Origin of the sequence: Bacteroides sp. NSJ-39, assembly GCF_014287315.1 — a bacterium.
GTDB classification, from domain to species: domain Bacteria; phylum Bacteroidota; class Bacteroidia; order Bacteroidales; family Bacteroidaceae; genus Bacteroides; species Bacteroides finegoldii.
The window spans coordinates 85645-100513 of sequence record NZ_JACOOB010000005.1 but is presented as its reverse complement, the minus strand read 5'-3'; the positions used below and the strand labels follow the sequence as shown (position 1 = coordinate 100513).

The window sequence follows — 14869 nt, the reverse complement described above, 5'->3', positions numbered from 1 at the left end:
TTTCAAAGCCAAATCGCTCCGGCTTCCACATCCCCTGACTTATAAGTGTAAATTATAAACTCTTCAAGCGCTTCTTTCCATGTAAGATTGAAGGTTCCCATAATTGAATGTATGGCACGATTACTTTTTTCATCAAGCCCGTCTTCTTCCACCCCTTCGGGGTTCGTGTCTTCGTCTACCCCCACAGTCTCTTCACGGCTCCAGAACACCACTACCGGAATGTTTAGGTTGATATCCCATGTACCACGCTGGATCAATATTCCGGAAGGTTTATAGAACGGATCAAAAGTACCTGTTTCCGGATTGCCCTTGGATTTGTAGCCGTGATAAAGACGAATTTTCAGGTCGAATTCCTTACGGTCTTTCAAAAAACGGATAACTCCTTTCAAACCTATCGGGTTACTGTCTCCTGTTATTTCAGCTTCCTTGCTATGTTTGGTCTTGTCCCAGGGGGTAGTGTCCACATAAAGATAATCCACCAATTTCTGCGGTTCATTGTCATCGGCTTCCGGCTGACCGTCAAATGTGGGTTTTACATTTTCAGGCGTGAAGAAATGTTGATGAATATTATCCTGCCCGTTTTCTATAAACTGGCTGTTCATCAAATCTCCTTTGGCGTTATAGTAATAGATGAACATCAAATAAACGGGAGCCGGGGTGTATTTCCCATAAGTATAGTAGTCTCCATTTTTCTGCACGTAGAACTTGCTTTGACTGCCTTCGGCAAGCCTCCAACCCTTGCCGGCTTTCAGCTCATAAGTTATTTCCTGAATACGTTTCATGTGCTTGGCCGGAGATTCCGGATTCTGGTGAGGTCCACCGACTTTCTGTATTTCATTCCAGTCTGCATGCAGGTGACATTCCACAAGACGGATAGTCATTTTGGAAGGATCTTCATGCAATTTATTATCTGTCTCATTTTCAGGAATTACAGGATCTTTACTGCATGAATTGAACAACAACGAAAGAGCTGTTCCTATCAGGAACATCAATGCGATTTTACATACATTTGTTTTCATTTTTTATTTATTTGGTTAATAATAATTGTTATAAATCAAAAACTCCAGTTCACTACACAACGTACATCAGATCCCATGTCATGTGCATAGTAGCGTGAACGGTTAGTGTATTCTTTATATTCTTTGTTCAAGATATTGTCTGCCGCTATCATGAATTGTAGTTTGTATCCGTATTTTACAGGACACTCAAAGCTAGCAGCGAACCCCAAGAGGTGGTATGCCGGAGGGGTATAGGGAATAAGATCCGTATTCGAGTCAAACCGGGTCTGTTTTGCCACGAATCGATGTCTGATACTCAAACGTAATTTGGAATGCGATTTGGTTTCGTGAAGCCATGAGAGGTCATGGCTGAAACGGGAAGAGGGGATATAAGGAAGGTAATTTCCTGTCGTCTGTTCATTTGCCCGTATAAAAGAAGCAATCAGGTGATAATCCCATGAATTTATGGGCATGAAGTGAAAGTCAAAATCCATTCCGCGAAAGAAAGCCGGGGTCTGTTTGTATTGGAATACAGGGTATACCCCCGAAATAACAGTGATGGTTTCTTTCTTCGGTTCATCATAGATATAGCCGCTTATCCATTGCAGGTAACCGTCCATTCGGGCACTGAATACCTTATTGCTGTAACTGATGGAAGATATCCATTTATAGCTCCTTTCGGAGTGCATGGTAGAATCTCCTTTGACAAACATTCCGGATCCGAGTTCATTTCCGTTGCTATATAATTCATACACGTGAGGAGCTCTCCAGGCCAGCCCGAAATTAGTGGTGAGCTTCCATTGGTCAGAGAAATGATGATGACCTCCCAGACTGTATGATACGTTATTGAACTTTCTTGTTCCTCCATAGAGACTTCCTGTCCAGTCATAACCACTGGCACGGGTTTCCTGTCCGTCAAAACGAATACCTGCTTCAATTCCTCCTTTACTGTAATTATACTTCCCGATACCATATATTCCCATCTGTGTCTCCGTATAGTTGGGAATAACGGGAACAATACCTGTTCCTGCCTGACTGTGATTATCAATGAACATAATTTGTCCCCCAACCTCTGTTTGCCATGAATTATAATTCAATTTCCAGCAGAGAGAGTTTTGTAATGAGTTTAAGTGCAGGGAAACAGCTGGAATGTCGGAACCCAGACGCCGGATGCGGTTTTCCTGTCGGTCGTCCTTCTGCCAGGAACTTTGCCAGTAAAGATTTCCTGCGTTCCGCATACTGAACTTCATTTTACCAATGGCTGTCTGATGGGTAACTTTTTGATATGGGTATGCGATACTTCGCGTGAAAGGATCTGTGTACAGGGGACGTCCCAATCGGATACGTTCTGCCAGCAGATCTTCACTTCCCATCTGGGCACTGAACATTACTCCCGTCCGGTTGTAAAAGTGACTGTAGAATCCTTCTATTCTTAAACGTCCACGGTCATAGCCGAGTAAAGCGGAGGTATGATGTTCTCTGGCTCCAGTGTTATTTAGAAGATAGTTTGCGGTGGAACGGTCTCCGGAATTTGAATATGTCCCCTGTACTCGCCAGGCAAGGTCACGGAGAAAAGGGAAAGTGCCTTCCAACTGTCCGGTCAGCACATAACGGTGACCATTACTTCCATAAAGTATGGAAGTCTTTCCTTTCAAGGCCTTCTTCCGGAAGGGTAAGGGAGCCTGTTCCATGACAATAATTCCTCCCAAAGCTTCTGAACCATATCGTACCGCGTCAGAACCTTTTATCACCCGAATGGAAGCGTTTCCGTTCATATCCACTTCAGGAGCATGATCAACTCCCCATTGTTGGCCTGTCTGGCGGGAACCATTGTTTATGATTAATATCCGGTTGCCATACATTCCTTGGATGACAGGTTTGGCAACTGTCGTCCCCGTACTGATGGAACTTACGCCACTGACCTGTTCAAGCAGAGAGGTGAGAGAAGTTCCCAATGCGCGATTGATTGCGAAGGAAGTAAGGTTGTTGCTTACCGTATTCCGAGTCACTCCGGAGCACTCACCGGTAATAATGACTTCTTCCAGAATTTTTATCTCCGGATAAAGATATACTGTTTGAATATTCACCTTTTTGAATGCCTCACTCAAATATATATATTGAGATTTGTAGCCCAAACTCTGTACAAGAACTGTATCCTTGGAATTTGTCTTCCAAGGGATAATGATTCTTCCTCCGGTTGAACTGGCAAGGGGTTGATTCTCCAATAAGATGTAAGCTCCTTCAATCGGACGTCCGGTTTCCTTATCTACAACCAACAGTGTCCTATGTGTATCTGATTGCTGTCGGTATTTCTGTGCATACATCCTTGTAGGAGATATTGCACACAGCCAGACAATGAATAGACACACATATTGGAAATATGCATGAAATGTCATACTTTACGAAAATTGTAATGAAGTTATAAATTGTTTAAGATAACCAAAGGGCACAGCATCCCTCTTTCACATGTCATCTTATAATGCATGCAACCCATGAGAGGGATTGTAATAGTTGGACAGGAGGAGCGCGGAGAGACAATAGGGGAAAAGTAACAGTAATGTCCTTCTCCTTTTGGATAAGATATTCAACGGGGTTCTCTGTCTGAACGCAATTGTACTCAAAGCTCTCGGCTTCGGTAAATGAAGATAAAGTGAACAGGCAGATAGCACATTTATCGGCAGAATCATGATGGGAAGATTGTTGCTCATCATGAGATATACATAAATCTTCTTTGTGAACATGAAAGGCTTTCACAAAGAAGAAAGGCATCATAGTCAGCAACAATAAGCATGCCACTATGGCTCTGTATTTCCGCTTTTTTCTTGCATTATCCATTAGGTTGTAAAGATAGCAGATTGCATAATTGTACGCAATACCTATAAATGATGATTTTACGATCAAGTACGATTAAATATATTGTCCCGATTATTTTGATATGGGAATCAAATAAATCGACACATCGTTACCGGCTGTATGATAACAGGCTATAATAAATCTTCCTATTTTTATTCCTGTTCATATTGGAGGGCCTGTGTAAGATGCCCCCTAAAACCAAAATGATTCTTCTCCCAGAAAATATTCAGTAATGATCTCTTGATAAGTTTTGACCGATGAGCATTATTATTTTAAAATCAAGTACTTCGATTCTCATATAATTGTTTTTAAATTCGTTTAAAATTGAACGGTGTCCAATTGTTACGATAATACTTCAGTTCACGTTGATATTTCGAGGACGCAAAGTACGGCTCATTCCCAAAGCATAAGAGAAAGGATTGATGTCGAAATCGCGTTCAAATGTTCCGGTTACCATATTCTTTCTTTGCGGAAGTGTACCTGGAAAGTTTTGGTTACGCCAATTTCCTTGTACAGATATGCCAGCTTTTATCTTGTCTTCATTCCAATAGAAAGATTTTTTTATATTTATTGGTCGAGAGAGGCTACTACTACCCTCCTGAAGTTAGTAAACGGAATCATTTTTTACTTCCTCTTTTTTTCTTATTGTTGTGCATTAATAAATAAAGCTCTTGCAAGAAAAAAAAGGAATATTTTTGTCTTAGATATCATTGTGAATTTCAATTTAAATATAAACACAATATTGGACCGGATCAATTTGTCACAAATCATTTTATAACGAAGAAGGTATGTGTATGGACATATTAAAAAGAATAGCGTCACTCGTCAATACCAAATCATTAGCACCAATCATTTGAAAAACAATATACAAAAAACGCTTTCCGCCAATCTCCTTTAATTGGGCGGAGTTAAGTTCAAATCTTACATTATCCAAATATATATCCTTTACAGAAGAAAAGAGACCATTCAAGACGTTCTTGCTCCATTTATTCTTTTCCCATTGCAATGAATCATGATCCTTAATTACAAATTCCACATACTGTATCCATCTATCTATAGAATTGGAAAACTTATTTTTCACATCACCATAATTACTATTCTTAAGTTTATTTTTCACAAACTCATGCAAATCCGGTGTTGAGTAGGCTATCAACTCATTCTTCAATTCACTTAAGGGTTTAAAACCGGTGAATATTTTATCAAATTCTGCAAGCAACAAGCCACCATTACCCTTTGCATACATGCTTAAATGTAGTGTAAGCATGTTGCCTGTGTCGCTTTTTTCTTTCAGAGTTGTACTGATTTCCACAGCATACGCACTTTCATCATATGAAAAAATGTGACCATTAAATAGAGATGGATTTTCATATATCCCTCTCATATACTTCTGTTTTATAAAATCTGTATTTACAGTAACCTTTCCTTCATAATATTTATTCTTGTCAAACAGAAGTGATATTCTTTTTTTAGACCTACTATTATTGTACCTAAGATAGAAAGAAAGCTGATTTTGCTCATATTTTATATCTTCAAGAACCGTCTTCTCAAGATCTTCCAGAGTAAAAAGATATTTTTCTCCCCCTACATTTATAGAATAAAAGTCCACTAACCGGCCTAAATTCTCAATTGTAAACATGTTCACTTTATGTAATCTGTAAAAGCTATCAAAATCAAGCTTTGCATAATAATCAGCATTTGCTTTCCACTCAGCTTGTGCACCATTAACCATTTGATAATCGTCAGGTTTGCTCACAAAGCCGGTAAAAGTGAATTCATTCTTAAAAGGTGAACCATTTACCGTGCCTGTAACATATAGCACAAATGAGCCTTTTTGATAATCTTTCCTTTTCACTACAGCCTCAGTTATTTTTATCATTTTCCCGTTTATCTGCAGCGTCTCTTTCTGTGCTTCAACAAGTCCTAACGCAACATTTATATCTCTAGACATATCAAATCTAAAATAAGCTGCAACATCCTCTTTAGCCACAGCGGGAACTGATCCGGATTGTTCACTATGAGATTCTTCCTGTTGCCTGGGATGTCGATTCCGGGATTCAATCGGATCATTCTCACCACAAGCAACTAATAACATTATACAGACAAGAAATAATAGGCACCTTTTTATGTTAAAATTTCCTACCTTAAACAAATCACATGTCCTATCACACATAAACATTACTGTCTTTTCAATATATATTGTGCTGCGAGCCGCCCGCTATTGTTGAAGATTTCCGTACTGTCAGACAAGACCACTGCGTCGTCGAGAACTTTATAATATGTTTTGGCACCCGATGAAGGAGTAACCAGTTCAATGATGTTTTCGCCTATCATATTATATACACCGCTCTCTTCAAAAATACCATTCTCCTCACCCAGATACTCACTCCGCAAATCATAAGTTGCATCACTATTAATTTTCAATGTCGTTTTGATGCCACCACAGTCGGCACAAGGTAATATGCCTTCATAGGTGCCATAACAATCTTTGTTTTTGCTATCCACTACTCCGGCAGCACTATTTTCTTGTTGTTTATATTTCTTCCCAGATCCAACACAGCCTGATGTTACTATTATCATGGCTGCTACCAATAAATGCAATTTAATCAATTTCATAATTTAAAATATTTAACATATAATTTGAGGTTAATTATAACTCGCAAGATCATTATATACAAAGACTTATTGTAAATGCATAGCAGTATATAACGAAATTATCTTCGTCTCACTCGCTATGCATTACAATAAAATTAGAAAAAAAAGAAAACTATTTAACCGTCACATTGATAGTTCCCGTTTTCTTATCCTTATCTGTAACTGTAATAGTAGTTTTTCCTGCCTTAACTCCTCTTATGTTGACTTTATTTTCCTTGACTGATACCGTAGCAATATTGACATCTTTCGCAACGGCAGAATATGGCTGTGCACCACCTTTTACTGTTACTATACCATCTTTTCCAACACTCACAGTAATAGATTGTTTATCAAAATCCAGTCCTTTTGGAGTTTTTGGGGTCTCTTTTACAGTTCTTACAGTTACAGCAACTTTTCCTGTAACTCCCTTCCGGTCCGTAATAGTTATCATTGCTGAACCATCTTTTACACCGGTAATTACAATCGCATTTTTATCTGATTTCGCAACTGCGATTTTTGCATCACTTGATTTCGTCGTATATGGTGCAGTACCATTACTAACAGACACAGTAACCGTTTTACCAACTGCAACTTCTACTTTATTAGGACTGATTTTTAAATTGGGCTTATCATCATCCTTATCACATGATACCAATACAAAAGAAGTTAAGCAACAAATCACTAATGCCATCGATTTTAAAAAAGGTTTAGTTTTCATTTTTGATAAATTTAAATTAATAGATAAAATGCTAATGAGTACTCATAAATAAAAAAGTCAGATTTTTCTTACTTTTTCTTTGCCAGCAAAAATAATAAAGCGAAATTGTATTTGAATTATAAAATGATTTTAAAAATCTAACACCTCAATTCATATACATCTAACAATCAACACCTTAGTGTTATGAAACATTATTTTATCTCACATTGAACTAACATCTGTTCGAAAAGCATAAAAAAACAATATTATTCCAATATCAAACTTAAAAAAATATGTTTCACATTGCTAATTCTGATTATATGGTCAATCTTCATAATAGAGTGATACACTATTATAACACCGACTGTTACAGTATCCCTAACAGTGTTTGAAAAAGACCCTTTTTATGATATTTCACAAATACCATATATTCCCTATAATATTATTCTTAATTAGTGAATGAGCCATTCAAAGTAAAAATTGAATGTATTTTTAGCATATTCTATAAAAATCAAGAAAGGATGGCCAATTCAAAAAGTATTTTATCCAACAAACGGAACATTCTTTTTACAAGTTGAAGGTGGTATCACTCAACTATAATTGTGGATGATCAAAAACGTGTGTTCAAACCATACACAATAAATCTTCTATAGCACAAGATTTCTTGAACAGCAAGAGATAGGTACTCGCAAGTCCACGACAAAACGTTTTCCGAGGGGATACTGACGAACTTAAGGATATTGAAATGAGGTACCATACAAAAGTCGGTTGTTGTCACCAATATTATCTTAAAATAACTCATCTACAAAAGCTATGTGTTGTGACATCGTATTGTTAAAAAAACATTGTCATAAACGTCTGACGTCTCTTGATAGATTTACTTTTAGAGGGTATCATATAGCTATCTTCCATATCGTTTCGAGTCGCTTTCTGTACTCATTTGATATCATTCAGGCCATACTCTTGAACATTCACTCATGCAATAGGGGCACTTAAGTTCTAATAAATAGATTATCTCGCTAGCAGTCTCATCTCTCACCACACAGCTAGATTTATTATAAAGTTAAATTCAATGCTCGTGCAAACGGCTGTTTGTTCTGATTTAATGTACTCTTTGTTTGAAGGCACAAAGATATAATGAGTATCTAATATTCAAATAAACTTTGTTTTAAGACTTTTTATGACACAAACAAATACGAATGATTTGAAAAATAAATTGATTCTCTTTCATAAGATGTTCTTTCCTATAAGTTAATAAAAAAAACACTTTATATAATTTTTTTTCTCTTCATTTTTTCGAAAAGCCCCAGTCTTCCATTTTTTATAGAATATCATTTACATATTCCTATTTTTTCCATCCATGCATTATATACCTCATTTTTAGGTGAAGTTCACCCACTCTCTCCTCTTATTTTAGTCAGATTATGCTGCCGTTCTTTTTTTTTCTTCGTGACCTTTTCAATCATACATACCGCATTGAACGTATGTACTCCAAAGAAAATCCAAAATATTTCCACTTCCCTGTTTCTGGCTTTTTATTCTGGTCTGTAAATAATATTATTTCTACATTTTAAAACTTCCTTTCAATCTGGTAGCACTTTCATGGCTGAGTTCTGACCATCAAATCTTACGAAATGGAGCAATTTAGATAGCTCAGACCTTGTACTTAAAGAAGTATTTTGTAAAACTTTTTAAATTGATATTATTAGTGTAGCTTGAATCCGCAGCAAGTACCTTAATCCTAACTTTGATCAGTTGTTGTAAATGAATACAGTCTTTCAAATGTATTACTTCGTTAAAAGCCGTAAAGGAGATATGTTCTATAAAGGAGATTTCATCTATCTGTATACTGTTGACTTTGCCTCCGAATTAAACGGATTTGTTTTTTCTTGCCTTAATAATAGTCTGGAGGGACTAAATATTAAGGAAATTTGCTAATTACTGACGAATCACATTAACGATTTAGGATTGGTTAGTGAATGAAGAGGGGCAATCTGAACACCACTAAATAACTGGTAACGAATATTACTAGTTAAATATTTAATCAGTTATGAATATGAAAAGTTGATATAGGACTTCAAGACTACCAAGGCCATTTTATTTTCAGGAGAAAAAAATAACTTTTACCCCCCCCCAAAAAAAAAGGAGAGGATGTCAAGCATCTGTTGGGTTATTCCCAAGAAAGTGAACAGAGTATGGAAGCTGCTGATTTATTCGTTACAACTTTGACGATAATTTTTAAGCATATCGAGCGGTGTAAAATCTACCTAAACAAAACACGATTTCTTTTATATCTTTATCGTGTATTTTTATTTTAGATTTTCATCGGTTGGATTTAACCGATTGAAGAATAAACTTTTAGCAGAGTATTTGAGAAATAGAGGTAACGAATTAGCAACCGTGCAAATTTCAGCGATTTGCGGTGCTATGTTGTCAAATAACTCTTTGTAAATACAAATAAAATATTTAGTACAATTTTGAAGACATCATTAATAACCTTATTTATATCCATACACCTTTGGTTTGTTTCCCTATATTTATTGATAATCTTTTATTCACATATTTGGTAAATATTTCAATCTACGTAGATTTTATAACTAATAGAGTATAAACAATACAAGCTATTCCAACAAATAAAGCTACGGCAGAGCATTTGGTAAATATTGTATCTTTATTTTTAATACCATACATAAGCCCAATAATAGCACATAAAGGAATACCGACAGGAATAATCGTCAGAAACCAAATGAGTATTTTATGATACCCATTGCTGTTAATACTTTGTTTTTCAAATTACTCATAGCTACCATTCTCATTGCTTGTTACTCTTCGCATCTCTTTCTTTATTCATCAACCGCCAAATAGCTTTCTGATATTTCAACTTGGCGAACATCTCGTCATCTTGGTTATCTATCTTTAAGGTCATTACCCGAATACTTGGGGCAGTGGGATATCGGCTTCTCACTATATCATCCACTAGAAACCCGCATAGTCCGGTAGCCGGTTCTGTAAACAAGAAACCTTGAAACATGAGATTAATATAGTCTGCATTTTCGCAAAGATACGCCTTGTACCTCTTATATGTATCCAACTTCATATAATCTTCTGCACGGCTGCTGAAATTTGGCTTGGCAATTTCTTCGCATAAGGCAGATTCTAATTTGCTGTAGGTGGCAGTATCTAAATCTCCCCACCAATAATGATCTTCGGGATTGACCGACATATCCACCCATTCAGAAGCCTCCCAGTAGTCTATCGCAAACACAATTGAATCGGCTTTCTCTTTGGATGAGTAATAGATGGAATCTTTCTCCCAACCTTTGAATATACTTTCAATAGAATCTATTTTCTCTTTCCTAATTTTATTATATATGTTTTTTAAATCGTAGCCATGAGGTAACGATATTTGAAAAACACCGTTTTCAATTCTTGCATTCACCTTTGGATTTGTGATTACCGTATCGTCAAGTACAAAAGCTATATGTTTGCCAATTGCCTTTTCTGTTTCTTTTGCCCATTTTTTTAGTTTATGCTTGCTTATTTGCCCCACAATTACGCATGTCCCATTTTCATCAGAATCCATTCGTAACGAAACAAAATCTTTTACTGTTACAATAGACTCTTTAGCAATACTGTCTTTTTGCTGTGATAGGATGTGATACCATCCATTCTCATAGTGGGTTTTATGTATTTGATTACAGGAAGCGAAATAAGCAATTAAAATAAGTATTCCGAATAAATTCTTTTTTTGCATGTTCTTATATAATAAAAAAATAAACTGTTATCTGTTCCTGAATTGTATCCGTCAGATATATTTAAAGCATTATGTTTCAAATTAGCTACTTCTCCAAATATATAAGCAAAAGTAGATTGTTTGCCTTTTTAAGAAGACTGTTCAAATCTGTTTTGATATTGTTTTTCTTGATCACAACTTATAAGATGGATTGTGTATAGTTATTTCATCTCGCCAAGCATATTCCTTGTTTTATCCATATAATTACTGAAATGCGCCTTTACCTGTCAAAAATATATTACCGTAAATAATGTACCGTTTTATCCCAAAAGATTTAAAAACAGTTCTTTATTTACTATTTTTGCAGATTTGATACGTGATTTGAGCCGTGATTTTCGAGCATATACGTTAGCCACCGTATCCTTCATGAATAAGCTAATTACTTGTGGTGAGAATCCTACAAAAATATAGCATAACAGCCTGGTGTCAGAAGTTTTCATGGTCGGAAAATCTTCCTTGAGCTTGTACATGGCATTGTCATGACAAGTGTTTACGATTTTTTCCAATTCTTGCAGTATTTCATTGCTTTCTGCAAAATCTGTAATTATCTGCTTTACTTCATTAAATATGACTGACTGTTGCGATGTTGTATTTTCACGTTCATAGTAGGTCTTTCCAAGTTTATCGACAATGTCAAAGCGTGAAGCAGCCAATCCTCTTAAATAACTTTCCGTAGTCTGCTGTTCTTTCACGCGTTCAGTAAGAGCCTTGTACTCGGAATTGGCTTTCTCTGTCAATAACAAATAATGGTTGGTACGATCACGTTGCATGCGTAAACGTTGGCGGACGATATACCAGGCAATTCCAATAATAAAAAAGGTAGCGGCTGCTATAGCTATTTCCCAGACAGTCCGGTTTTTCATTCTGTATTGGGCGAATTTTGTTCGCTCTTTAAAATAGTCCCGCTCGACCATACCGGCGGAGAATTGCATGTTTGAGCGCATTATTGAATCGTTCAAGTAGATATAGCGATGTACATTGTCCGTTGCTTTTTCAAAATTTTTAGCCTGCGCTTCGATATGGTATGCAGTGTATTGTAGTTCTGCCATGTCGCAAATATCAGTAGTGTGCGCCTTTGCAAGCTCCAGATAATACCGTGCACTGTCTATATGATTCTTCAAAAGACTTACATCTGTCAATGTGTGATATCCATATACCGTATCCTGTCGGGCGGAAAGTTCGATTCGCTGTAACAGGTCATTGGATATATGCCGTTTGGATATCACATATAGTGATGCAAGATTAGTAAGGCTGACTTCTATCAGATTACTGTTATTATGTTCATCGGCCAAGTCAAGAGCCGCCGAATACAGCCTTATTGCTTTTTCTATATCTTTTGAGTGAAAAGTAGCGGCTGCCATGTCAAGGGTTGCCTTTGTCTCCTCCTGGATATCACCCGATTGGCGGAAATTATTTCTGGCTTCGTGGAAATAATGATATGCCCGGCTGTAGTTCATTTGTTTATAATATACTTCACCGATCTGTCTGTATAAAAGCCCTTTGTAATAAGATTCATCGGTATCTGTCAGTTTCTCTTCTATTTTGAGAAAAAGACGTAATGCTCCAGGTTTATCACCTGTGCGTAATTTAATTCTTCCCCAATAATATAGAGTTTTACACTGGTGACGTAAATCTTTGGGGTAATGTTTATAATATTGCCAAGCCTGGCGGATCAATGAATCGTCAGTAACTTTCATTTGTTTTTTTTCCAAAGCTTCGGAATAGAGCAATGCATATCTGGCCTGTTCAGCCCGGTTGCCTTCTGGTTTGAGTTTTTGTAGTATTGCTAATGCACTATCCGGGTTGTTCTGCATTAGCTTTTCAGCCTCACTAAGGCGAGGGGTCTGTTCCCTGTTATAACAACCTGTAAAATAGAGAATAGCTGATAGTCCAATTATAATCTTACATTTCATATTGCGAATATAATAATGTGTTTTATTTTTTGCATGGGCGATTAGGAATATTTTACCAATATAAATTATTCTTTAACTTATATGATTATCGCTCGCTATTTATATATATTTTTTATTGGGCCTAACAATATATAATTGCTTATTAGCATATTATATAATATGTATAATCGTAATAGTACAAAATAGCAGTAAGTTATTGCTATTCAGAGTAAAAGTATCAGTTCACTCGTTGTTGTTAAAAAATAAACTTGACTACCCTAAAGGTGTAAGTGTAAGTGCTTTTTTGAATTTTATCAAGGGTGTTAGATATGTGTTAGATTATTAATTGAACCATTTTTGCAAACTACTGATTATAAGTAAAATAAAAATCAATGTATTAGATTTATTCTTTTGTCCTACAACTAAAAAGCTCTGCAATCTTTTTACTTTTGCATTCGAAAAAAATAAAACAATAGATTATGAAGAAAATTGCTATTTTATTAGTTTTTACTTTGGGAACATTTATTGTAAATGCCCAATCAGTTGTAGAAGGAACAAAGTTTATGGACAATTGGTCTGTAGGAGTGAATGCAGGAACAGTTACCCCTCTCACTCACGCCTCTTTCTTTAAAGGGATGCGTCCCGGTTTCGGAGTTGGAATATCCAAACAATTAACTCCTAGTTTTCGGTTTGGAATTTCAGGGAATGGGATATATCAATACAACTCCGAGTAAAACAGCTTTTGATGTTTTAGATGTCAGCTTGTTAAGTAAAATTAACTTAATAAATCTATTTGCAAGCTATCGGGGCAAACCTCGTTTGTTTGAGATAGAAGCTATTGCCGGAATGGGGTGGTTGCATTATTATGTAAATGGTAAAGGAGATGACAATTCATGGTCTACCCGTCTCGGATTGAATCTTAATTTCAACCTCGGTGAAACAAAAGCATGGACATTGGGAATTAAGCCCGCTATCGTATATGATATGCAAGGTGATTTTAATCAGGCAAAGAGTCGTTTCAATGCAAACAATGCAACATTTGAACTGACTGCCGGATTGACTTATCACTTCAAGATGAGTACTGGGAATCATTACTTTACTAAAGTAAAAGTCTACAATCAGAGCGAAATTGATGATTTGAATGTTGCTATTAATGCACTTCGCGAACAGGTGGGCAGTCGTGACAGAGAACTAAACAATGCTAACCAAAGAATTAGCGGTTTGCATAAAGAGTTGGAAGAATGTCGTACAAAGGTCGTTCCCATTGAAACAGTAGTCAAGACTGCCCGCGTTCCGGAATCTATCATTACTTTCAGACAAGGTCGCTCATCAGTGGATGCATCACAGCTACCGAATGTGGAACGTGTAGCCTCCTACATGAAGAAATATCCCGATTCAAAAGTCATTATTAAAGGGTACGCTTCTCCAGAAGGCAATGTTGAGATCAACGCAAAAATTGCTACCGCACGTGCAGAAGCTGTAAAAACAATCCTTGTTAATAAATACAAGATTAATACGTCTCGTATTACTGCCGAAGATCAGGGAGTAGGTGACATGTTTACCGAACCGGATTGGAACCGTGTAAGTGTATGTACTATCGAAGATTGATGTAATAAGAATATTTGGAGTTGTTGAAGGTAAATAAAAAAGGAAGCCCGAAATCTGAGGGCACTGAAAAAGTTCTTTTTCTCCGTTAGCTCCTCTTCTTATGAATTGGCTCCAAAGTTGCATGGCGTATGATAAATTTCATTTGCATGCAACTTTTCCTTATATTGGTAGTGAGTAATCGTCTATTGGTATACATGCACGCTGGCAACGACACTCTCAAAGGAGACTTTGAAAGAATGCAACTTCAGTCCGCTTTTCCCATCTGCTCCGACTACGGCTCGGAGGCTATCGTCCTTCTGATCTTTGACCAAAAGAACTTCTTGGTCTTTGATTTTTTTGCTCATATTACTATGTATTTAATGACGTCAGTAGCGGTTTACAGACAAAAGTAAACAAA

General features: G+C 36.6%; 9 protein-coding genes and 2 pseudogenes. 1 reads left to right on the top strand and 10 read right to left on the bottom strand.

Annotated features, from left to right (window positions below; genetic code table 11):
• Positions 1-2: 2 nt before the first annotated feature.
• The 9 genes and pseudogenes from H8S63_RS07665 to H8S63_RS07630 all read right to left on the bottom strand — a co-directional run bounded on the left by H8S63_RS07665 (position 3) and on the right by H8S63_RS07630 (position 12885).
• The gene (locus H8S63_RS07665) at positions 3-1019 is read right to left on the bottom strand and encodes a hypothetical protein (protein WP_004313753.1); all 1017 of its coding nucleotides are present in this window, start codon (positions 1017-1019) and stop codon (positions 3-5) included.
• A 35-nt stretch (positions 1020-1054) separates the two neighbouring features.
• A complete protein-coding gene (locus tag H8S63_RS07660; protein WP_004318683.1) occupies positions 1055-3394 on the bottom strand; it encodes a TonB-dependent receptor domain-containing protein in 2340 nt (779 codons plus the stop codon).
• Between the two features lie 73 nt (positions 3395-3467).
• A complete protein-coding gene (locus tag H8S63_RS20015; RefSeq protein WP_008017067.1) occupies positions 3468-3833 on the bottom strand; it encodes a hypothetical protein in 366 nt (121 codons plus the stop codon).
• Between the two features lie 286 nt (positions 3834-4119).
• A pseudogene (locus H8S63_RS07655) lies at positions 4120-4419 on the bottom strand (hypothetical protein); the annotation flags it as partial.
• 204 nt (positions 4420-4623) lie between these two features.
• Positions 4624-6027, bottom strand: coding sequence for a hypothetical protein (locus H8S63_RS07650; RefSeq protein WP_004318688.1), 1404 nt, complete (start codon positions 6025-6027; stop codon positions 4624-4626).
• On the bottom strand, positions 6027-6464 hold the full coding sequence (locus H8S63_RS07645) for a copper resistance protein NlpE (RefSeq protein ID WP_004318689.1): 438 nt from the start codon (positions 6462-6464) through the stop codon (positions 6027-6029). Before H8S63_RS07645 ends, H8S63_RS07650 begins: the two co-directional genes overlap by 1 nt.
• A gap of 151 nt (positions 6465-6615) precedes the next feature.
• Positions 6616-7200, bottom strand: coding sequence for a pilus assembly protein N-terminal domain-containing protein (locus H8S63_RS07640; protein WP_004318691.1), 585 nt, complete (start codon positions 7198-7200; stop codon positions 6616-6618).
• Between the two features lie 2791 nt (positions 7201-9991).
• Entirely contained in the window at positions 9992-10933 is a 942-nt protein-coding gene (locus H8S63_RS07635) for a hypothetical protein (RefSeq protein WP_004311519.1), read from the bottom strand.
• Between the two features lie 299 nt (positions 10934-11232).
• Positions 11233-12885 (bottom strand): lipopolysaccharide assembly protein LapB, encoded by a 1653-nt coding sequence (locus H8S63_RS07630; protein WP_062694790.1) that lies wholly within the window; start codon positions 12883-12885, stop codon positions 11233-11235.
• Between the two features lie 458 nt (positions 12886-13343).
• Between H8S63_RS07630 and H8S63_RS07620 the strand changes: the two are divergent.
• A pseudogene (locus H8S63_RS07620) lies at positions 13344-14472 on the top strand (OmpA family protein).
• A 182-nt stretch (positions 14473-14654) separates the two neighbouring features.
• Here the strand turns inward: H8S63_RS07620 and H8S63_RS07615 are convergent.
• Entirely contained in the window at positions 14655-14816 is a 162-nt protein-coding gene (locus H8S63_RS07615) for a hypothetical protein (protein ID WP_004318703.1), read from the bottom strand.
• Positions 14817-14869: the final 53 nt, after the last annotated feature.